The organism is Streptomyces sp. JLBG701 (assembly GCF_058544905.1).
This window is the reverse complement of record NZ_CM178588.1, coordinates 4,167,582-4,187,789: the sequence shown is the minus strand read 5'-3', so window position 1 is coordinate 4,187,789 and position 20,208 is coordinate 4,167,582. Positions and strand designations below refer to the sequence as shown.

Genomic DNA, 20,208 nt, shown 5'->3' with positions numbered 1-20,208 from the left:
AGGCACAACGTCGGTGAGGGATGACGTGAGCGACAACTCTGTAGTACTGCGGTACGGCGACGGCGAGTACACCTACCCGGTGATCGACAGCACCGTCGGCGACAAGGGCTTCGACATCGGGAAGCTCCGCGCCCAGACCGGTCTGGTGACCCTGGACAGCGGTTACGGAAACACCGCCGCCTATAAATCCGCCGTCACCTACCTCGACGGTGAGCAGGGAATCCTCCGGTATCGCGGCTACCCGATCGAGCAGCTGGCCGAGCGCTCCACCTTCCTGGAGGTCGCCTACCTGCTCATCAACGGCGAGCTGCCGACCATTGACGAGCTCACCGTCTTCCGGAACGACATCACGCAGCACACCCTGCTGCACGAGGACGTCAAGAACTTCTACAAGGGCTTCCCGCGCGACGCCCACCCGATGGCCATGCTGTCGTCGGTCGTCTCGGCGCTGTCCAGCTTCTACCAGGACAGCCACAACCCGTTCGACGAGAAGCAGCGCAACCTCTCCACGATCCGCCTGCTCGCCAAGCTTCCGACGATCGCCGCGTACGCGTACAAGAAGTCGATCGGTCACCCGTTCGTCTACCCGCGCAACGACCTCGGCTACGTCGAGAACTTCCTGCGCATGACCTTCTCGGTCCCCGCGCAGGAGTACGATCTCGACCCGGTCGTCGTCTCCGCGCTCGACAAGCTGCTGATCCTGCACGCCGACCACGAGCAGAACTGTTCGACGTCGACGGTCCGCCTCGTCGGCTCCTCGCAGGCGAACATGTTCGCGTCGATCTCGGCCGGTATCTCCGCGCTCTGGGGCCCGCTGCACGGCGGCGCCAACCAGTCCGTCCTGGAGATGCTGGAGGGCATCCAGGCCAACGGCGGCGACGTCGACTCCTTCATCCGCAAGGTGAAGAACAAGGAGGACGGCGTCCGCCTGATGGGCTTCGGCCACCGGGTGTACAAGTCCTTCGACCCGCGCGCGAAGATCATCAAGGCTGCCGCGCACGACGTCCTCTCCGCCCTCGGCAAGTCCGACGAGCTGCTGGACATCGCGCTCAAGCTGGAGGAGCACGCGCTCTCCGACGACTACTTCGTCTCGCGCAACCTCTACCCGAACGTCGACTTCTACACGGGCCTCATCTACCGCGCGATGGGCTTCCCGACCGAGATGTTCACGGTCCTGTTCGCCCTCGGCCGCCTCCCGGGCTGGATCGCCCAGTGGCACGAGATGATCAAGGAGCCGGGCTCCCGCATCGGCCGCCCGCGCCAGATCTACACGGGCGTCGTCGAGCGCGACTTCGTGCCGGTAGAAGAGCGCTGATCGTCGTACGGGCCCGGGGCTGACCGCCGTACGGGCCCGAAAACGTAAGAAAAAAGCGGAAGGCGCCCTGCGCCAGTCCCCCCACGGGCTGGCGGTCAGGGCGCCTTCCCATGTCCCGGTGCGGATTCCCCCCACGGGATCCGGCCGGGCGTCTGTGAGGACAGCGCCTGAATCGCTGTTGAGCCGGCTGCCGAAGCAGCCGTCGAGCAAGCTGCCTGGGCAGCCGTTGAGCAAAACGAGCAAAACTCGCCGTACTACTGGTTGTGCGGTCTGCCGGGACGCGCACGCGCGGGAGGGCCGCTCAAAGCTCCCCGGGTGTACGTGCCCCGGCAACGCATTCCGAGGAAGTCCCCCAAGACATCCTCAGATATCAGCCAACGCCCCCCAAGACGCCGTCTGACATCGTCAATTTAGACCTTCGAACCCCTTCGATGGTTACGTTCACATCACTGTGATCTGCGTCTCTTGCATTTGTCCGTTAGATGCGCAAGAGCCCAGATACGGCGATGGGGACCCAGCGTAATGATGATGCGCGAGCCTTGTGAAGAGCTTATGTGAGGCTCGCGTCGGACTCCATAGGTACTCTCACCTCGACTTTGGTGAACCGCCGGTAACTTATGGCCGCTTCGGCGGCCGCCTCAGCGGAACGACCGCAACCGGAGGCTGTTCGTCACCACGAACACCGAGGAAAAGGCCATGGCGGCCCCCGCGATCATCGGGTTCAGCAGCCCCGCCGCGGCCAGCGGCAGCGCGGCCACGTTGTATCCGAACGCCCACACGAGATTGCCCTTGATCGTGGACAGCGTCCTGCGGGACAGCCGGATCGCGTCCGCGGCCACCCGCAGATCCCCGCGCACCAGCGTCAGATCGCTCGCCGCGATCGCCGCGTCGGTCCCCGTCCCCATCGCCAGGCCCAGATCGGCGGTGGCGAGCGCGGCCGCGTCGTTGACCCCGTCGCCGACCATGGCGACGCTGCGCCCCTCGCCCTGCAGCCGCTTGACGACGTCGACCTTGTCCTCGGGCAGCACCTCGGCGACGACCTGATCGGCGTCGATCCCGACCGCCCTCGCCACCGCCTCGGCCACCGCCCGGTTGTCCCCGGTCAGCAGCACCGGCGTCAGCCCCAGCGCCCGCAGCTCGCGCACCGCCTCGGCACTGGTCTCCTTGACCGCGTCGGCGACGGCGATGACACCGCGTGCCGCCCCGTCCCAGCCGACCACGACGGCCGTACGACCGCTGCTCTCGACCTCTTCCTTCGCACGGGCCAACTCCTGCGGCAGAACGGCCGAAAGCTCGACGAGCCGCCCCACGGCCACCTCGTGGCCCTCCACGCGCCCGCGTACGCCGCGCCCCGGCACGTTCTCGAAGTGCTCGACCGGCGGCAGCGCACCCACCCGCTCCTCGGCGCCCGCGGCGACCGCCCGGGCGACGGGGTGTTCGGAGGCGTGCTCCAGGGCGCCCGCGAGCCGCAGTACCTGCCGCTCGTCGGCGCCCTGGGCGACGTAGAGCTGCTGGAGGGTCAGGCGGCCCGTGGTGACCGTGCCCGTCTTGTCGAGGACGATCGTGTCGACGCGGCGGGTGGACTCCAGGACCTCGGGGCCCTTGATGAGGATGCCGAGTTGGGCGCCGCGCCCCGTGCCGACCATCAGCGCGGTCGGGGTGGCCAGGCCCAGTGCACACGGGCAGGCGATGATCAGGACGGCGACGGCCGCGGTGAACGCGGCGGTGATGTCGCCGGTGACGCCGAGCCAGACCCCGAAGGTGCCCAGGGCCAGGAGGATGACCACCGGCACGAAGACCGCCGAGATCCGGTCGGCGAGCCGCTGCACCTCGGCCTTGCCGTTCTGCGCGTCCTCCACCAGCTTCGCCATCCGTGCGAGCTGGGTGTCCGCGCCGACCCGGGTCGCCGCGACGACGAGCCGGCCCCCGGCGTTCACGGTCGCCCCGGTCACCGCCGAGCCCACCATGACGTCCACCGGCACCGACTCGCCGGTCAGCATGGAGGCGTCGACCGCCGAGGCGCCCTCGACGACGGTGCCGTCCGTGGCGACCTTCTCGCCGGGCCGTACGACGAAACGGTCGCCGACACTCAGCGCGGCCGCCGGGATCCGTACCTCACGGCCGTCGCGCAGTACGGCCACGTCCTTGGCGCCCAGCTCCATCAGGGCCCGCAGCGCCGCACCCGCGCGCCGCTTGGAGCGGGCCTCCAGATAGCGGCCGAGGAGGATGAACGCGATGACTCCGGCGGCGACTTCGAGGTAGATCGCCGACGAGCCCTCCGTACGCGAGACGGTGAACGAGAATCCCTCCCGCATGCCCTCCATGCCCGCGTCGCCGAAGAACAGGGCCCACAGGGACCAGCCGAACGCGGCGAGCGTGCCGACCGAGACCAGGGTGTCCATGGTGGCGGCGCCGTGCCGGGCGTTGGTGAACGCCGCCCGGTGGAAGGGCAGTCCACCCCAGACGACGGCGGGCGCGGCGAGGGTCAGCGCCAGCCACTGCCAGTTGTCGAACTGGAGGGCCGGGACCATCGACATCAGGACGACGGGGATCGCGAGGAGTGTGGAGACGAGGAGGCGTTGGCGGAGGCCGGCCAGCTCGGGGTCGGGGGCCTCAGAGGCTTCTTCCGCGTCCGCGATCGGTTCGGGGGCCGGCTCCTCTGCCGTGTACCCCGTCTTCACCACGGTGGCGATCAGGTCGGCGACGTCGATCCCGTCGCCGTAGCTGACCTTCGCCTTCTCCGTCGCGTAGTTCACCGTGGCGGTGACGCCGTCCAGGCGGTTGAGCTTCTTCTCGACGCGGGCCGCGCAGGAGGCGCAGGTCATCCCGCCGATGAGCAGCTCGACCTCGGATGTCGTACGTATCGATGTCGCTGCGGGGGTCTGTTCGGTGGTGGTGCTGCTGGTCATGTCCGGACTCCAGACAACGGACCGGGCCGTACGGAACCAGTATGAGCTGGTCGGCACGGCCCGGTGTGAAGTGATGCGGAGAGTGCTGGGTGCGCCTCAGGCCTTGCCCACGAGCTCGAAGCCGGCCTCGTCGACGGCCGCGCGCACGGCCTCCTCGTCGAGCGGGGCGGCGGAGACGACGGTGACCTCGCCGGAGGAGGCGACGGCCTTCACCGAGCTGACGCCGGGGAGCTCGGAGATCTCGCCGGAGACGGAGCCCTCGCAGTGTCCGCAGCTCATCCCGCTCACCTTGTAGACGGCGGTCACGGAACCCGGGGTTTCGGTCTGGGCGGTCATGTCGTTCTCCTCGTCGAGGCGCGTGAGGCTTGGGTGGCCCACGGTGGGCTTGCACCCCCCACGGTATACCCCTACGGGGTATTTCTCCAAGAGGGCTCACGGCGGGCCGGTGAGCGCGCCCAGGCGACCCCGAGCAGCGACACGAGGACCAGTCCGCCGACCGAGAACAGCGTGAAGAGGTGCTGCTGTTCGGTGGCCGGCGTCGGGATATAGCCCTGGGAGAACAGCCGCTGGTCGAGACCGGTGCCGGCCAGCCGCGCCACCAGCCAGATCGCGATGCCGTGCGTCGAGTCCCACAGGGCGTGCAGAAGCGCGACGCCTACGTACGTGCCGCTGTTCCTGGCCCTGTTCCCGCTCGTCCGCGGCCCTCCGGTCTACGTCCTCGCCCCGCGCGATCTTCTACGACGGGACCGGCGCGCCCTCACCCCCTTCGGGGGGAGAAGGTGCGGCCCTCGGAACCGGTCAGTGGGTCGGAGTCGTGGTGAGGTCGGCGTCGCCGGCGCGGCCCATCCTGTCGCCGACCAGGGGTGCGAGGTAGCGGATCAGGACGTCCTTGGTCTCCTGGACGTACGCGTCGCGCTCGGCGCCCTCGTGGGAGAGGACCAGCTCCAGGCCCGCCTTGTAGATGCCGAGGCAGATCTGCGTGGTGCGGGCGAGGTCGGCGGCGGGGGCGTCCGGCAGGAACGAGGACAGCAGTCCCTCGATGCGGGAGAGCAGGGTCGCGTGCAGGGCGTCGTGAGCCTCGGCCATCCGGCCCGGGACGTCGGGGCCGTGCATCAGCGCGAAGAACACGGGGTGGTCGCAGTTGAAGGCCATGAAGCGGTCGACGGCGCCGCCGACGGCCTCCTCCAACGGGGTCGCGGGGCCGACGGGCGCCAGCGCCACGCCGTAGATCTCGCGCATCTCGTGCATGAGCCGGTCGCCCAACTCGATCGCGATGGCTTCCTTGTTCGGGAAGAACTGGTACAGCGTGCCCGGTGAGACGCCGGCCTCGCGGGCGATCGCGTTGGTGCTGGCCGCGGTGTAACCGGTCGAGCAGAAGACGGAGGCGGCGGCCTCCAGCAGCTGGGCGATGCGGCGCTCGCCGCGGGCCTGGCGGCGACGCGGCTGCTGCTCCTTCTCCTGGTTGTCGGGCACGAGTTATCCCCAGCTCTCCGAACCTCATTGACAAACGCGAGCGGTCGCTCGCATTCTGGATGTGCAAACGCGAGCGGTCTCTCGTGTTTGCCATTCTATGATGCCAGGTGAAGGGGACACCGCATGAAGACCGAAGTCAACAAGCCTCCGCGCATCGGAGGCTGGACGCGCTTCGTGACCGCACGCCCCCGGTTGTCCCTGCTCGTGGCCCTGGTGATCACCGCGCTCGCCGTGCTGGCGGGCAGCGGGGTCACCGACCGCCTGGGCAGCGGCGGCTGGGAGGATCCCAACGCGCAGTCGACGTACGCGACCAAGGCGCTGGAGCGCGAGTTCCCGGACTCCCAGCCCAACCTCCTGCTGCTCGTCGACGCGGGGAGCGCCTCCGTGGACGACCCGGCGGTCGCCGCAGAGGGGAAGCGCATCGCCGCGCGGCTGGCCGAGGAGAAGGGCGTCATAGGGGTCGGCTCCTACTGGCAGTCCGGCGCGACCGCCCTGCGCGCGAAGGACGGTCACGAGGCGCTGATCGCCGCCCGCATCACGGGCGACGAGAAGACGATGGGCGAGACCATCGACCGCATCGCACCCTCCTTCCGTGGCACGCAGGGCCCGGTGGAGGTCGAGATCGGCGGCATCGTCGCCGTGCGGCACGAGATGCAGACGGTCATCAAGGAGGACCTGACCCGGGCCGAGATGATCGCCCTGCCCGTCACCCTCCTCCTGCTGGTGATGGTCTTCGGCAGCGCGATCGCGGCCCTGCTCCCGCTCGGCGTCGGCATCGTCGCGATCCTGGGCACGAACGCGGTGCTGCGCGGCCTCACCGAGTTCACCGACGTCTCGATCTTCGCGCAGAACCTCACCACGGCCCTGGGACTGGGCCTGGCCATCGACTACGCACTCTTCATCGTCCGCCGCTTCCGCGAGGAACTCTCCACCGGCGCCGAGCCGTTGACAGCCGTCGCCACGACCCTGCGCACGGCCGGCCGCACGGTGCTCTTCTCGTCCCTCACGGTCGCGGTCTCCCTTGCGGCGATGCTCCTCTTCCCGCAGTACTTCCTGCGGTCCTTCGCCTACGCCGGCATAGCGGTGGTGCTGCTAGCGGCAGCCGCCGCTTTGATCCTCCTCCCAGCGGCGCTGATGCTGCTCGGCCACCGGGTGAACTCCCTGGACCTGCGCCGCCTGTTCCGCCGAGGCAGGCCCGCGAAGACCTCGGGCGAGGAGGGGACGGGTTGGGCGCGAACGGCGTCTCTCGTCATGCGCCGCGCCCCGTTCTTCGCCCTGGGCACCACGGCCGTGCTGATCCTGCTCGGACTGCCCTTCCTGGGCGTGAAGTTCGGCACCGCGGACGACCGCCAACTGCCCTCCAGCGCCGAGTCCCATGTGGTGCAGCAGCACATCAGGGACGGCTTCCCCGGCAGCCCGGGCGGCGGCCTGGAGGTGCTGGCGGAGGGAGCGGCGACACCGGCCCAGTACACCGCGTACAAGGAGCGGATCGCCGCGCTGCCCGAGGTGCTGCGGGTCGACGGCCCGCTGGTGAAGGGCGACTCGGCCTACTTCACGGTCCAGCCGAAGGGCGAGGCCGTGGACGACCCCGCCCAGCGCCTGGTGGGCGAAGTGCGCGCCACCGAGGCCCCGTTCGACACCAAGGTGACCGGCACGGCCGCCGTACTGGTCGACTCCAAGCACGCGATAGCCGAGCAACTGCCCTGGGCGGCGGCCTTCATCGCCATCGTCACCCTGCTCCTGGTCTTCCTGCTGACCGGCAGCGTGCTGATACCGATCCAGGCGGTCCTGCTCAACGCCCTGAGCCTGACCGCCATGTTCGGCGCGGTGGTCTGGGTCTTCCAGGACGGCCACCTGTCCGGCCTCCTCGGCTTCACCAGCCCCGGCTCCATCGAAACGACGCTCCCCGTCCTGATGTTCTGCGTGGCCTTCGGGCTGTCGATGGACTACGGAGTGTTCCTGCTCTCCCGCATCAAGGAGGAGTACGACAAGACGGGCGACCACAACGAGGCGGTACGGCACGGGTTGCAGCGCACGGGCGGACTGATCACGGCGGCGGCGGTGATCCTCGCCGTGGTGATGGTGGCCATCGGCACGTCCCGCGTGACCAACACCAAGATGCTCGGCCTGGGCATCGCCCTGGCGGTCCTGATGGACGCGATGATCGTCCGCAGCCTGCTGGTACCGGCGGTGATGAAGCTGACGGGACGGGCGACTTGGTGGGCGCCGGGGCCGCTGCGGAGGTTCCACGAGCGGTTCGGATTGAGCGAGGCCGGCGGCGGTGAACTGGAGCCGACGGTGGAGGAGAAGCGGGACAAGATAGCCACGCCCGGCTGAAACGCCCTAAGGGGCGCGGGGCTGTATCGATTTGCGGCTCCGCCGCGTGGGCGCGACCAGCCACGATGTACCCGCAGACACAAACGGCGATAGGAGCGCACATGCGGGCTGTGGTCTTCGAGCAGTACGGGGAACCGGCCGAGGTACGCGAGGTGCCGGACCCCAGCCCCGCCGACCACGGAGTGGTCGTGAGGGTCGAGGCCACCGGCCTCTGCCGAAGCGACTGGCACGGCTGGCAGGGCCACGACCCCGACATCACACTCCCGCACGTGCCAGGACATGAACTAGCCGGTGTGATCGAGTCGGTCGGCGCCCGCGTGACCGACTGGCAGCCCGGAGCCAGGGTCACCGTCCCCTTCGTCTGCGCCTGCGGAACCTGCGCGTCGTGCGCGACGGGCGACCACCAGATCTGCGAGCGCCAGACGCAACCCGGCTTCACCCACTGGGGCTCGTTCGCCCAGTACGTCACCCTGGACCACGCCGACGTGAACCTGGTGTCGATCCCGGACGACCTCTCCTACACCACAGCGGCAGCGCTCGGCTGCCGGTTCGCCACGGCGTACCGGGCGGTGGTGCAGCAGGGCAGGGTCGCGGCGGGGGAGTGGGTCGCGGTGCACGGCTGCGGGGGAGTGGGCCTGTCGGCGGTGATGATCGCGGCGGCGTCCGGTGCGCGGGTCGTGGCGGTCGACGTATCGCCGCGGGCGCTGGACCTGGCGCGGAAGTTCGGCGCGGCGGAGTGCGTGGACGGGGGGCGGACGCCGGACACGGCCGAGGCGGTCCGTGAGCTGACCGGCGGCGGCGCCCACCTCTCCCTGGACGCCCTCGGCTCACCGGCCACCTGCGCCGCTTCCGTGAACGGCCTGCGCCGCCGAGGCCGCCATATCCAGGTAGGCCTGCTGCCCTCACCCGACGGCACGACCCCCGTCCCCATGGCCCGCGCGATCGCCCTCGAACTGGAACTCCTCGGCAGCCACGGCATGGCCGCCCACACCTACCCGCCGATGCTGGAACTGGTCCGCGCGGGCATCCTGCGCCCCGACCTCCTGGTGACCTCGACGATCCCCCTGGTCGCGACGCCGGCCGCACTGGCCGCGATGGGGACGGCGCCGGGGGCGGGGGTGACGGTCATCGAGCCGTGGAGCTGAGGGACTCGGGCGGGCCGATCCACAGACATGACGACGGGTGCCCGCAAGTAAGAAATGCGGGCACCCGATGGCACCGGAGCGTTCAGTCCTCTCTTCGACCCCGGTTGCCCGGGCGGGAGGCGACCCAGGCCCGGATGGTGTCGGCGTACCAGAAGGGCTTTCCGCCCTCCACGTGGTCGGGCGGGGGCAGCAGACCGTGCTTGCGGTAGGACCGCACGGTGTCCGGCTGCACACGGATTTGCGCCGCGATCTCCTTGTACGACCAGAGCCTTCGGTCGGTCATGAGTTGCACCTCCCTGCGCGCGCCGCGGGGGCGGCCCGGTGCGGCCGTCGGGGGAGCCGTGCGCTGCGCTGGCGATCACAAAGCCTGTGCCCGGTGAACGACACTCAGTGACCGACGGAAAGCGCCTGTCGACCGGGTGTGACGGAAGGCCCGCGTACACGCGACATGTGTGACAGGAAAGGGGCGTTTGTGACACGAGTGAAGCAAAGGCGCACGCCGGCGAGAAGGCGCGGCGCATTGACACGGGTACCTTCGAAAGTGACGCGAGGGGCAACCCCCCACCCCAATAGGCGCCGCTTACGCCCCGCAACTCCGAAGAAACGCCCGAGTCCGCTGAGCGATCGGCAACGGCTTGTCCGGCTCACACGGATACATGTCCTGCTCGACGATCGCGAACAGCTCGACATCCAGCTTCTGTGCAGCTTCCAGCACGGGCCCCAGCGCAGGCACACCTGACGGCGGCTCACACATCACACCCTGAGCCACAGCTGGCCCGAACGGAGTTCCGTTAGCCCGCACGTCCGCCAGAATCTCCGGGTCCACCTGCTTGAGGTGCAGGTACCCGATCCGCGACCCGTACGTCTCGATCAGCTTCACACTGTCCCCGCCGCAGTACGCGTAGTGCCCCGTGTCCAGGCACAGCGACACCAGCTCGGAGTCCGTCCCGTCAAGGAACCGTGTGACGTTGGCCTCGCTGTCGATGTGGGTGTCGGCATGCGGGTGGACGACGATCTGAAGCCCGTACCGCTCCCGCACCTCCTTGCCCAGCCGCTCGGTCAGCGAGGTGAGGTTGCGCCACTGCTCGGGTGTGAGTGTGTCCGGCTCCAGCACCTCCCCGGTCTTGTCGTCCCGCCAGAAGGACGGGATGACGACCAGATGCCTGGCGCCCATCGCCTGGGCCAGCACCGCGTTGTCCGCGACATGCGCCCAGGTCTTCTCCCAGACGGCCTCGCCGTGGTGCAGGCCGGTGAAGACCGTGCCGGCCGACACCTTCAGGCCGCGCTTGGCGGTCTCGTCGGTGAGGACGGCCGGGTCGGTCGGCAGGTACCCGTACGGGCCCAGCTCGATCCACTCGTAGCCGGACCCGGCGACCTCGTCGAGGAAGCGCTGCCAGGGGACCTGCTGGGGATCGTCGGGGAACCAGACGCCCCAGGAATCGGGGGCCGATCCGACCCGGATACGGGACAGTGAGGAGTGAGGTGACAACGACGTCATGGCCGTCAGCGTGCGGAACCCGGGCCGGGAGTGTCAAGGCCTCGTCCGAATGTCTGGACAAAACATTGACAGGGCTCGGGGAGCGCGACTAGAAACCGGGGTGAGCCGCGAACCGAAGAATGCCGAAGGGAAGTCGATGGCGTACGACCTGATCACCATGGGGCGGATAGGCGTGGACCTCTATCCGCTGCAGACGGGCGTCCCGCTGGCGCAGGTGGAGACCTTCGGGAAGTTCCTCGGCGGGTCGGCCACGAACGTCGCGGTGGCCGCCGCCCGCCTGGGACGGAGCACCGCCGTGATCACGCGTACCGGTGACGACCCCTTCGGCGCCTACCTCCACGAGGCCCTGCGCGACTTCGGCGTCGACGACCGCTGGGTCACCCCGGTCGCCGGTCTGCAGACCCCCGTCACGTTCTGCGAGGTCTTCCCGCCGGACGACTTCCCGCTCTACTTCTACCGCCGCCCCAAGGCGCCCGACCTGGAGATCGACGCCCACGAGCTCGACCTCGACGCGGTCCACGAGGCGCGCATCTTCTGGGTGACCGGCACCGGCCTGAGCGAGGAGCCCAGCCGTACGGCGACGCTCGCGGCCCTCGCCCACCGGGCCAAGTCCGGTACGACGGTCTTCGACCTGGACTGGCGCCCCATGTTCTGGAGCGACCCGGCGGAAGCCCGCCCCTTCTACGAGGAGGCCCTCCGCCACACCACGGTCGCCGTCGGCAACCTCGACGAGGTGGAGGTCGCCACCGGCGTACGCGAACCGCATGCCGCCGCCCGCGCCCTCCTGGACGCCGGCGTCGAACTCGCGGTCGTCAAGCAGGGCCCCAAGGGTGTCCTCGCGGTCAACCGAGAGGGCGAGTCGGCCGAAGTCCCGCCCCTCCCCGTCAACGTCCTCAACGGCCTCGGCGCCGGTGACGCCTTCGGCGGCTCCCTCTGTCACGGCCTGCTCGCCGGCTGGGACCTGGAGCGCATCATGCGGCACGCCAACGCGGCCGGCGCGATCGTCGCCTCCCGACTGGAGTGCTCGTCCGCGATGCCGACCCCCGATGAGGTCGAGGCCGCGCTCGCCGCCGGAGCGGTGCTGTGAGCCCCGCCGCCGAGGGCCGACGTACGCCCGCCGAGCAAGCGCTTCCCAAGGTCGACGTGTCCGAACTCGTGCGCCTCCGCACCCGGCGCCCCGAGGCGATCGCGGAAGCGGCGGCCCGCCGTGTCCGCCGCCCCCTCCTGAACGACTCCGGCCGGCTGATGATCGTCGCCGCCGACCACCCGGCCCGCGGCGCCCTCGGCGTCGGCGACCGCAAGTTCGCCATGGCCAACCGGGCCGACCTCCTCGAGCGCCTCTGCCTGGCGCTGTCTAGGCCCGGCGTCGACGGCGTCCTCGCCACCGCCGACATCCTCGACGACCTGCTGCTCCTCGGCGCCCTCGACGACAAGGTCGTCATGGGCTCGATGAACCGCGGCGGCCTCCAGGGCGCCTCCTTCGAACTCGACGACCGCTTCACCGGCCACCGCGCCCAGGACATGGAGCGCCTCGGCTTCGACGCGGGCAAGCTGCTCCTGCGCATCGACTACGACGACCCGGGCTCCCTCACCACCCTGGAGTCCACGGCCCGCGCGATCGACGACATGGCGGCACGCCAACTCCCCGTCTTCGTCGAGCCGTTCATCAGCCGCCGCTCGCCCGAGGGCAAGCTCAGCAACGACCTCTCCGCCGAGGCCGTCACCAAGTCCATCGCCATCGCGTCCGGCCTGGGCGGCAGTTCGGCCTACACCTGGCTGAAGGTCCCGGTCACGGACAACCCCGACGACATGGCGCAGGTCATGGAGACGTCGACGCTGCCCGCCGTGCTGCTCGGCGGCGAGGTCGGCGACGACCAGGACGGGGCGTACGAGAAGTGGCGTGGTGCCCTCCAACTCCCCACCGTCCAGGGGCTGGTGGTCGGCCGTTCGCTGCTGTACCCCGCCGACGGAGATGTGGCGGGCGCCGTGGACACCGCCGTAGGACTGCTGTGAGGGCCGCCGAATGACGAACACCGAGCTGTACGTCCCGAAGGGGACCGCGTCCAACGCCCAGTACGTCGTGGACATCGACCCCAAGCGGGCCGGCTGGGCGCACTCCAGTCTGCGCGTCGTCGAATTGTCACCGGGTGGCACGCACACCTTCACCACGGGTGACAGTGAGTGGATCATTCTTCCGCTCAGCGGTGCTTGCATGGTGCGGGTGCAGGACGGCACAGAGCACGAAGAGTTCGAACTCCTGGGCAGGGAGAGCGTGTTCGCCGGAGTCACCGACTTCGCCTACGCGCCCCGTGACGCCCGGGTACAGATCGCCTCCGGCGCGGGAGGCCGCTTCGCCCTGGCAGGAGCGAAGTGCGAGCGACGACTCCCCGCCCGCTACGGCCCCGCGCCGGAGGTCCCCCTGGAACAGCGCGGCAACGGCAACCGCCTGCGCCACGTACGGAACTTCGCCTCCGCCGCCGCCTTCGACTGCGACAAGCTCATCGCCGTCGAGGTGATCACACCCGGCGGCAACTGGTCCTCGTACCCGCCCCACAAGCACGACGAGCACCGGCCGGGCGAGGAAACGGAGTTGGAGGAGATCTACTACTTCGAGATCGACGGTCCGAACGGCTACGGCTATCAGCGCGTATCTCCTTCCCGTGAGGGCGGATCCGACGTCCTCGCGGAGGTCCGCTCCGGCGACACCGTTCTCGTCCCCGACGGATGGCACGGTCCGTCGATCGCCCAGCCCGGTCACGACATGTACTACCTGAACGTCATGGCCGGTCCGGGTGAGACGCGCGAGTGGCGGATCTGCTTCCACCCGGACCACACGGAGGGTTACTGATGACCTCTACGACCTCAACGACGAGGCTGACGGTCGCACAGGCGCTGGTGCGTTTCCTTTCCGCCCAGTACACGGAGCGGGACGGCGTACGCAGGCGGCTGATCGGTGCGACCTGGGGCATCTTCGGCCACGGGAACGTCGCAGGCCTCGGCCAGGCGCTCGTCGAGTACGCGGACGAGATGCCGTACCACCAGGGCCGCAACGAACAGTCCATGGTGCACGCGGCAGTTGGTTACGCCCGCCAGTCCAACCGCCTCTCGACGCACGCGGTGACGACCTCGATCGGCCCGGGCGCGACCAACCTGGTCACGGGCGCCGCGCTCGCCACGGTCAACCACCTCCCGGTCCTGCTCCTCCCCGGCGACATCTTCGCCACCCGCCCGGCCGACCCGGTCCTCCAGCAGCTCGAAGTCCCGTACGCGGGCGACGTGTCGGTCAACGACTGTCTGCGCCCGGTGTCGAAGTACTTCGACCGCGTCACCCGCCCCGAGGCCCTGATCCCGGCGGCCCTGCAGGCGATGCGCGTGCTCACCGACCCGGTGGAGACCGGCGCCGTAACTCTCGCTCTCCCGCAGGACGTTCAGGCCGAGGCCTACGACTGGCCGGACGAGTTCTTCGCCGAGCGCACCTGGGTCGTACGCCGCCCGGGCGCCGACCCGACCGAACTCGCCGAGGCCGTACGGGCGATACGGGCAGCGCAACGGCCGCTGGTCGTCGCCGGCGGCGGCGTCCACCACAGCCGTGCCGAGGAGGCGCTGGAGGAGTTCGCCCGCACGACGGGCATCCCGGTCGCCTCCACCCAGGCCGGCAAGGGCTCGCTGCGCTGGGACCACCCCCAGGACGTCGGCGGCATCGGCCACACCGGCACCGCGACCGCCGACGAACTCGCCCGCACAGCAGACCTGGTGATCGGCGTCGGCACCCGCTACACCGACTTCACCACCGCCTCCGGCACGCTCTTCGCGGGCCCGGACGTGCGCTTCCTCAACCTCAACATCGCCCCGTACGACGGCCACAAGCTCTCCGGCATGCCGCTGATCGCGGACGCCCGCAGCGGCCTCCAGGAGCTGACCGAGGCGCTGGGGATGCACGACCACCGGGTCTCGGACGGATACGTCGGCGAGTACGCGCTCGACAAGGAGCGCTGGGAGCAGCGCGTCGAGGCCTGCTACGAGGCCGACGAGCCCGACGTACGCCCGACACAGCCGCAGGTGCTCGGCGCCCTGGACGCCATCGCCGACGAGACGGACGTCATCATCAACGCGGCCGGCTCGCTCCCCGGCGACCTGCACAAGCTGTGGCGGGCGCGGTCCTACGACCAGTACCACCTGGAGTACGGCTACTCCTGTATGGGCTACGAGATCCCGGCCGCGATCGGCGTCAAGCTGGCCGCCCCCGACCGTCCCGTATGGGCGCTGGTGGGCGACGGCACGTACCTGATGATGCCGACGGAGATCGTCACGGCCGTGCAGGAGGGGATCGCGATCAAGATCCTGCTCGTGCAGAACCACGGCTACGCGTCCATCGGCGGCCTCTCCGAGTCGGTGGGCGGCGAGCGCTTCGGCACGGCGTACCGCTTCCAGTCGGACGACGGTACGTACACGGGCGCCCCGCTGCCCGTGGATCTCGCCGCCAATGTCGCGAGCCTCGGCATGCGCGTGCTGCGCGCGAAGACCGTGGCCGACCTGCGGGCCGCGCTCGCCGAGGCCCGGGCCGCCGACACTCCCACATGTGTCTACGTCGAGACCGAAACGGCAGACACAGTGTCGGGCGCGCCTCCGGCTCAGGCCTGGTGGGATGTACCTGTGGCCGAGACCGCGACCCGATCGTCCGCGGTCAAGGCACGTGAGCTGTACGACCGGCACGTCTCAACCCGACGCCGCCATCTGTGAAGGAGTTCTTGGTCATGACGAAGATCGTCAACCACTGGATCGGCGGCAAGACCGTCGAAGGCGCGTCGGGTACGTACGGGCCGGTCACCGACCCGGCGACCGGCGCGGTCACCACCAAGGTCGCCTTCGCGACCGTCGACGAGGTCGACGCGGCGGTGGCCGCCGCCAAGGACGCCTACGCGACCTGGGGCCTGTCCTCGCTGGCGAAGCGGACCACGATCCTGTTCAAGTTCCGGGCGCTGCTTGACGCCAACCGGGACGCGATCGCCGAGCTGATCACCGCCGAGCACGGCAAGGTGCACTCCGACGCGCTCGGCGAGGTCGCGCGCGGCCTGGAGATCGTGGACCTGGCGTGCGGGATCACCGTGCAGCTCAAGGGCGAGCTGTCCACCGAGGTCGCCAGCCGCGTCGACGTGTCCTCCATCCGCCAGCCGCTGGGTGTCGTCGCCGGGATCACGCCGTTCAACTTCCCGGCGATGGTCCCGATGTGGATGTTCCCCCTCGCCATCGCGTGCGGCAACACCTTCGTGCTCAAGCCCTCCGAGAAGGACCCCTCGGCCGCGCTGAAGATCGCCGAGCTGCTCGCCGAGGCCGGCCTGCCGGACGGCGTCTTCAACGTCGTGCACGGCGACAAGGTCGCCGTCGACCGCCTCCTGGAGCACCCGGACGTCAAGGCCGTCTCCTTCGTCGGCTCGACGCCGATCGCCCGCTACATCCACACCACCGCCGCCGCCAACCACAAGCGCGTCCAGGCGCTGGGCGGCGCCAAGAACCACATGCTGGTCCTCCCCGACGCCGACCTGGACGCGGCCGCCGACGCCGCCGTCTCCGCGGCCTACGGTTCGGCGGGCGAGCGCTGCATGGCCATCTCCGCGGTCGTCGCGGTGGGTGCGATCGGCGACGAGCTGGTGGACAAGATCCGCGAGCGCGCCGAGAAGATCAAGATCGGCCCCGGCAACGACCCCACCTCCGAGATGGGCCCCCTCATCACCAAGGTGCACCGCGACAAGGTGGCCTCCTACGTCACCGGCGCCGCGGCCGAGGGCGCCGAGGTCATCCTGGACGGCACCGGCTACACCGTCGACGGCTACGAGGACGGCCACTGGATCGGCATCTCGCTCCTGGACAAGGTGCCCACCACCGCCAAGGCCTACCAGGACGAGATCTTCGGCCCGGTGCTGTGCGTGCTGCGCGTCGACACCTACGACGAGGGCGTCGCCCTCATCAACAGCTCGCCGTTCGGCAACGGCACCGCGATCTTCACCCGGGACGGCGGCGCCGCCCGCCGCTTCCAGCTGGAGATCGAGGCCGGCATGGTCGGCGTCAACGTCCCCATCCCGGTCCCCGTCGGCTACCACAGCTTCGGCGGCTGGAAGGACTCCCTCTTCGGCGACCACCACATCTACGGCAACGACGGCACCCACTTCTACACCCGCGGCAAGGTCGTCACCACCCGCTGGCCCGACCCCGCCGACGCCCCCACCGGCGTCGACCTGGGCTTCCCCCGCAACCACTGACACATCTCCACCCCAGCGTGAAGCCGTCCGGATTCCGGACGGCTTCACGTTTTTTTGACGCTCACGCTGCGATTCTCGTACGGGCCCGCAGCGGGAAACGGCATGGCGAAACTGTTGTTTACGTTTCCCAAGAGCACATTGATCTACGGATTCCGTAGGTAAACGACTATTGACGTGCCGGTTTTAGTCGGGGTTCCATGCAGCACCGCCCCAGCCGCCGGAGGCACCCGCACGCACCGATCGGAACCGCCTGCATGACCGACACGCTCCGCCCTGTCGAAACCGCCCTCGCAGAGGCGCCGGCCGGCAGTCCCCAGAAGCTCAAGCGTTCCATCGGTGTCGTCGGCGGCACCCTGCTCACGCTGTCGTGCGTGACGCCCGCCTCCACGCTCTTCGTGGTCGTCCCCGACCTGTTCGGCTCGCTCGGCACGGCGACCGCGCTCACCATCGCCATCGGCTCGCTGCTCTGTATCGCCGTGGCGTTCTGCTACTCCGAGCTGGGCACCCTCATCCCCAGCGCGGGCGGCGAGTACGCCATGGTGTCGACGATGGCCGGACGGCTCGCGGGCTGGCTGGTCTTCGTGCTGTCCCTGCTGGTCGTCATGATCGTCCCGCCAGTGATCGCGATGGGCACGGCCGACTACCTCGCCCCGATCGTGCACCTCGACCCGTCGATGGCCGGCGCCGCGGTCATGCTGCTCGCCACCCTCGCCGGCCTGCTCGACCTGCGCGCCAACGCCTGGATCACCGGCGTCTTCCTGGTCCTGGAGGTCATCGCGGCGGCCGTGGTGGCGGTGCTGGGCTTCGCCCACAGCGAGCGCGGCCTCGGCAGCCTCACCTCGATGCAGGTGGCCGGCGCCGACGGCCACACGGACACGGTGACCGCCATCCTGGTCGTCTCCGGCCTCGCGATCGCCCTCTTCGTCACCCAGGGTTTCTCGACCGCCGTCTACCTCTCCGAGGAGCTGGAGAACCCGCGTCGCAATGTCGCCCGTACAGTCCTGGCGACCCTCGCGATCTCGTCGGTGATCATCCTGGTCCCGGTCGTCGCGATCACCCTGGGCGCCACCGACCTCTCGGAGCTCACCGGCGGCGACATCAGCAGCATGGTCACCGCCTGGTCCAACTCCGCCGTCGGCACCTTCGTCAGCCTCTGTGTGGCCCTCGCGATCATCAACGCGGGCATCGTCATGGTCATCCAGAACTCCCGCGTCCTGTTCGCCTCGGCCCGCGACAAGGCCTGGCCCGAGCCGGTGAACAACCTCTTCTCCAAGCTCGGCCGCTTCGGCAGCCCCTGGGTGGCCACGCTCGCGGTGGGCGTCCCGGGCGCGCTGCTCTGCTTCGTCAACCTGGACACCCTGTACGGCGTCACCGGGGTCTCGGTGACGGGCATGTACCTCCTCGTCGCGGTCGCCGCCCTGCTCGCCCGCCGCGGCGCGCACCGGCACACGCGCGCGTGGCGCATGCCGCTGTGGCCGGCGATGCCCGTCCTGCTGATCGCGGTGCTGGCCTACATCCTCAGCCAGCAGGAGACGAGCTACCTCCTGTGGACCGGCGGCATCATGGCCGCCGCCACCCTCTACTGGGCCTTCTACCTCCGCCCGCGCCGCGAGACCCGCTGGCTGGTGTCGATCCCGGAGGACGAGCGCGCGTAGGCGCGGCTTCAGCCCCGGGCCACCGAGGTGATGAGGTCCCGCAGGCGCTCGACGTACAGCCGCATGTTCTTGTACGCGATGTCGGTGTCCGGGTAGCGGCAGCTGAACCACAGGCCCTCGTGGAGCCTTTGGAGCCAGACGCACACCTGGTCGCCGTACGAGATCCTGAGCAGTCCGTACGCCTTCTGCTCGGCCCAGCGATCGGATCCGGGGATGCCTCGGGCGTCGACGAGGGAGACGATCGAGTACAGGTCGGGCGAGGTGGGGCGGAAGTCCGAGCCGAGCAGGGACAGGACACGGGCGAGGGGCATACGGGCCATCGACCTGTTGGCCCGCAGCGCGGTGCGCACGGTTTCCAGGGCGCTGCGGAAGTCGGGCGCCCGCGCGATGGGCACCTCGATCGGCGCGCCGCCGACGTACCAGCCCACGGAGTCCGACCACTGGGACTTCGCCCGGGTGTGGAACGGTACGACCGCGCGGTACACGGACTGTCCGCCGATCTCGTGGACGATGAGGCTCGTGGCGGCCAGGACACCGATCAGACTCCCGCCGAAGGGGCGGCAGTACGCCTCGAACGCGCTGGCGTCGTCCGCGTCCACGAGCATCTCGCGCATGAGTTTCTGGGGAGGCAGCTTCCCGTCGGGCTCCAGCCCGAGGTCGACGGGGAAGTTCGGCAGTCGCCCGCCGCACCGGTGGATGAACTCCCGCCAGCGGGCGACGATCTCGTGGGTGTCGTCGATCCGGTCCGCGTCCGCCCGCTCGATCTCGCAGAAGTCGACATAGCTGGCGACCGGTGTCTCCATCACGGCGCAGCCCTCGACAGCCGCCGCGTAGAGCTCGTGGATCTCGGCGGGGAGGCGCTGGATGGAGTAGGAGTCGACGTTGCTGTGGTCGAAGGCCACGTACATGCTCACGCCGTCGTTCCGGACCACCGCCGTGAAGAGGAAGTTCGGCCAGCCGAGCGCGTCCGCCGCGACGTCGAAGCGGTCCTGGAGGTGCTGGGCGAGTTCCGCCGCGTCGGGGAAGTCACCGATCACTTCGCGGTGCAGTGACACCTCCTCGGCGTCGAGCGTGAACCGGCGCATCTCGTTTCCGGCCCAGCGGAAGCCGCTGCGCAGAGTCTCGTGCCGCAGCGTCCACCTTTGCAGCGCGTCCTGCAACGCGTCGAGGTCGACCCGGCCTGGGATGTCGAAGGCCGTGCCGAGCCAGGTCGGCACGTACAGGCCACCCTCGCGTACTGAGCGGGTCGTTTTGATGTGCGACTCCTGGATGTACGCCGGCGGCCGGGAGTCCTCCGGCAGACTCGCCGCCGCCTCGACGGTCGCCGGCGAGAGTGTCCACTCGACGAGCCGCCCGGGCCGGACCTCGCAACGCTGGATGTCGGTCATTCGCACGGGCGTTTCCGTTCGCAGATGGGGTCGGGTCCGATCAAGGGAACGCCTGGTCCGCGGCCGACACGCACGCTTTCCCGATCTTTCAATGGAACGGGTGGCACCTCGAACAGCGGTGCACAGCCGCGCACGGCGGTACATGGGCGGCGCCCTACCGCGACTGCGGTATGCCGGAGGGGGCTCGTACGCCCGTGGGAGGGCCGGGGGTTCAGACCACCGGCTGCTTCG

16 protein-coding genes are annotated in these 20,208 nt (G+C 69.7%); 9 read left to right on the top strand and 7 right to left on the bottom strand.

Annotated features, from left to right (window positions below; genetic code table 11):
• The first annotated feature begins 25 nt into the window (after nucleotides 1–25).
• Complete coding sequence (locus AC5DRG_RS19145) at nucleotides 26–1,315, top strand: citrate synthase (RefSeq protein WP_491811765.1); 1,290 nt, start codon at nucleotides 26–28, stop codon at nucleotides 1,313–1,315.
• Between the two features lie 638 nt (nucleotides 1,316–1,953).
• On the opposite strand, the gene AC5DRG_RS19140 is transcribed toward AC5DRG_RS19145, so the two are convergent.
• From AC5DRG_RS19140 to AC5DRG_RS19125, 4 genes are all read right to left on the bottom strand, one after another.
• Nucleotides 1,954–4,224 (bottom strand): heavy metal translocating P-type ATPase, encoded by a 2,271-nt coding sequence (locus AC5DRG_RS19140; RefSeq protein WP_491811764.1) that lies wholly within the window; start codon nucleotides 4,222–4,224, stop codon nucleotides 1,954–1,956.
• A 96-nt stretch (nucleotides 4,225–4,320) separates the two neighbouring features.
• The gene (locus AC5DRG_RS19135; protein ID WP_491811763.1) at nucleotides 4,321–4,560 is read right to left on the bottom strand and encodes a heavy-metal-associated domain-containing protein; all 240 of its coding nucleotides are present in this window, start codon (nucleotides 4,558–4,560) and stop codon (nucleotides 4,321–4,323) included.
• 71 nt (nucleotides 4,561–4,631) lie between these two features.
• Nucleotides 4,632–4,823 (bottom strand): hypothetical protein, encoded by a 192-nt coding sequence (locus tag AC5DRG_RS19130; RefSeq protein WP_491811762.1) that lies wholly within the window; start codon nucleotides 4,821–4,823, stop codon nucleotides 4,632–4,634.
• A gap of 199 nt (nucleotides 4,824–5,022) precedes the next feature.
• Nucleotides 5,023–5,697: a TetR/AcrR family transcriptional regulator gene (locus tag AC5DRG_RS19125; RefSeq protein ID WP_491811761.1), complete on the bottom strand. Its 675-nt coding sequence runs from the start codon at nucleotides 5,695–5,697 to the stop codon at nucleotides 5,023–5,025.
• Between the two features lie 123 nt (nucleotides 5,698–5,820).
• Here AC5DRG_RS19125 and AC5DRG_RS19120 point away from each other — a divergent pair, with 123 nt between their 5' ends.
• Together AC5DRG_RS19120 and AC5DRG_RS19115 are read left to right on the top strand one after the other, a co-directional pair.
• The gene (locus AC5DRG_RS19120; protein ID WP_491811760.1) at nucleotides 5,821–8,034 is read left to right on the top strand and encodes an MMPL family transporter; all 2,214 of its coding nucleotides are present in this window, start codon (nucleotides 5,821–5,823) and stop codon (nucleotides 8,032–8,034) included.
• Between the two features lie 101 nt (nucleotides 8,035–8,135).
• Nucleotides 8,136–9,179, top strand: a complete 1,044-nt coding sequence (locus AC5DRG_RS19115; protein WP_491811759.1) for a zinc-dependent alcohol dehydrogenase family protein — start codon at nucleotides 8,136–8,138, stop codon at nucleotides 9,177–9,179.
• Nucleotides 9,180–9,261: 82 nt separating this feature from the next.
• On the opposite strand, the gene AC5DRG_RS19110 is transcribed toward AC5DRG_RS19115, so the two are convergent.
• Both AC5DRG_RS19110 and AC5DRG_RS19105 read right to left on the bottom strand, forming a co-directional pair.
• The gene (locus tag AC5DRG_RS19110; RefSeq protein WP_491811758.1) at nucleotides 9,262–9,462 is read right to left on the bottom strand and encodes a helix-turn-helix transcriptional regulator; all 201 of its coding nucleotides are present in this window, start codon (nucleotides 9,460–9,462) and stop codon (nucleotides 9,262–9,264) included.
• Nucleotides 9,463–9,759: 297 nt separating this feature from the next.
• Entirely contained in the window at nucleotides 9,760–10,677 is a 918-nt protein-coding gene (locus AC5DRG_RS19105; protein WP_491811757.1) for a sugar phosphate isomerase/epimerase family protein, read from the bottom strand.
• 136 nt (nucleotides 10,678–10,813) lie between these two features.
• On the opposite strand from AC5DRG_RS19105, the gene iolC reads away from it, so the two are divergent.
• From iolC to AC5DRG_RS19075, 6 genes are all read left to right on the top strand, one after another.
• Nucleotides 10,814–11,764 (top strand): 5-dehydro-2-deoxygluconokinase, encoded by a 951-nt coding sequence (iolC, locus tag AC5DRG_RS19100; protein ID WP_491811756.1) that lies wholly within the window; start codon nucleotides 10,814–10,816, stop codon nucleotides 11,762–11,764.
• Between the two features lie 56 nt (nucleotides 11,765–11,820).
• The gene (locus AC5DRG_RS19095; RefSeq protein ID WP_491813083.1) at nucleotides 11,821–12,690 is read left to right on the top strand and encodes a Cgl0159 family (beta/alpha)8-fold protein; all 870 of its coding nucleotides are present in this window, start codon (nucleotides 11,821–11,823) and stop codon (nucleotides 12,688–12,690) included.
• A gap of 10 nt (nucleotides 12,691–12,700) precedes the next feature.
• Nucleotides 12,701–13,525 (top strand): 5-deoxy-glucuronate isomerase, encoded by an 825-nt coding sequence (gene iolB / locus AC5DRG_RS19090; protein WP_491811755.1) that lies wholly within the window; start codon nucleotides 12,701–12,703, stop codon nucleotides 13,523–13,525.
• Nucleotides 13,525–15,417: a 3D-(3,5/4)-trihydroxycyclohexane-1,2-dione acylhydrolase (decyclizing) gene (gene iolD, locus AC5DRG_RS19085; RefSeq protein WP_491811754.1), complete on the top strand. Its 1,893-nt coding sequence runs from the start codon at nucleotides 13,525–13,527 to the stop codon at nucleotides 15,415–15,417. Before iolB ends, iolD begins: the two co-directional genes overlap by 1 nt.
• A gap of 14 nt (nucleotides 15,418–15,431) precedes the next feature.
• On the top strand, nucleotides 15,432–16,934 hold the full coding sequence (gene mmsA / locus AC5DRG_RS19080; protein ID WP_491811753.1) for a CoA-acylating methylmalonate-semialdehyde dehydrogenase: 1,503 nt from the start codon (nucleotides 15,432–15,434) through the stop codon (nucleotides 16,932–16,934).
• A 254-nt stretch (nucleotides 16,935–17,188) separates the two neighbouring features.
• Nucleotides 17,189–18,589, top strand: a complete 1,401-nt coding sequence (locus AC5DRG_RS19075; protein WP_491811752.1) for an APC family permease — start codon at nucleotides 17,189–17,191, stop codon at nucleotides 18,587–18,589.
• An 8-nt stretch (nucleotides 18,590–18,597) separates the two neighbouring features.
• Here the strand turns inward: AC5DRG_RS19075 and AC5DRG_RS19070 are convergent, their stop codons facing one another.
• Nucleotides 18,598–19,983, bottom strand: coding sequence for a condensation domain-containing protein (locus AC5DRG_RS19070; protein WP_491811751.1), 1,386 nt, complete (start codon nucleotides 19,981–19,983; stop codon nucleotides 18,598–18,600).
• Nucleotides 19,984–20,208 lie beyond the last annotated feature (225 nt).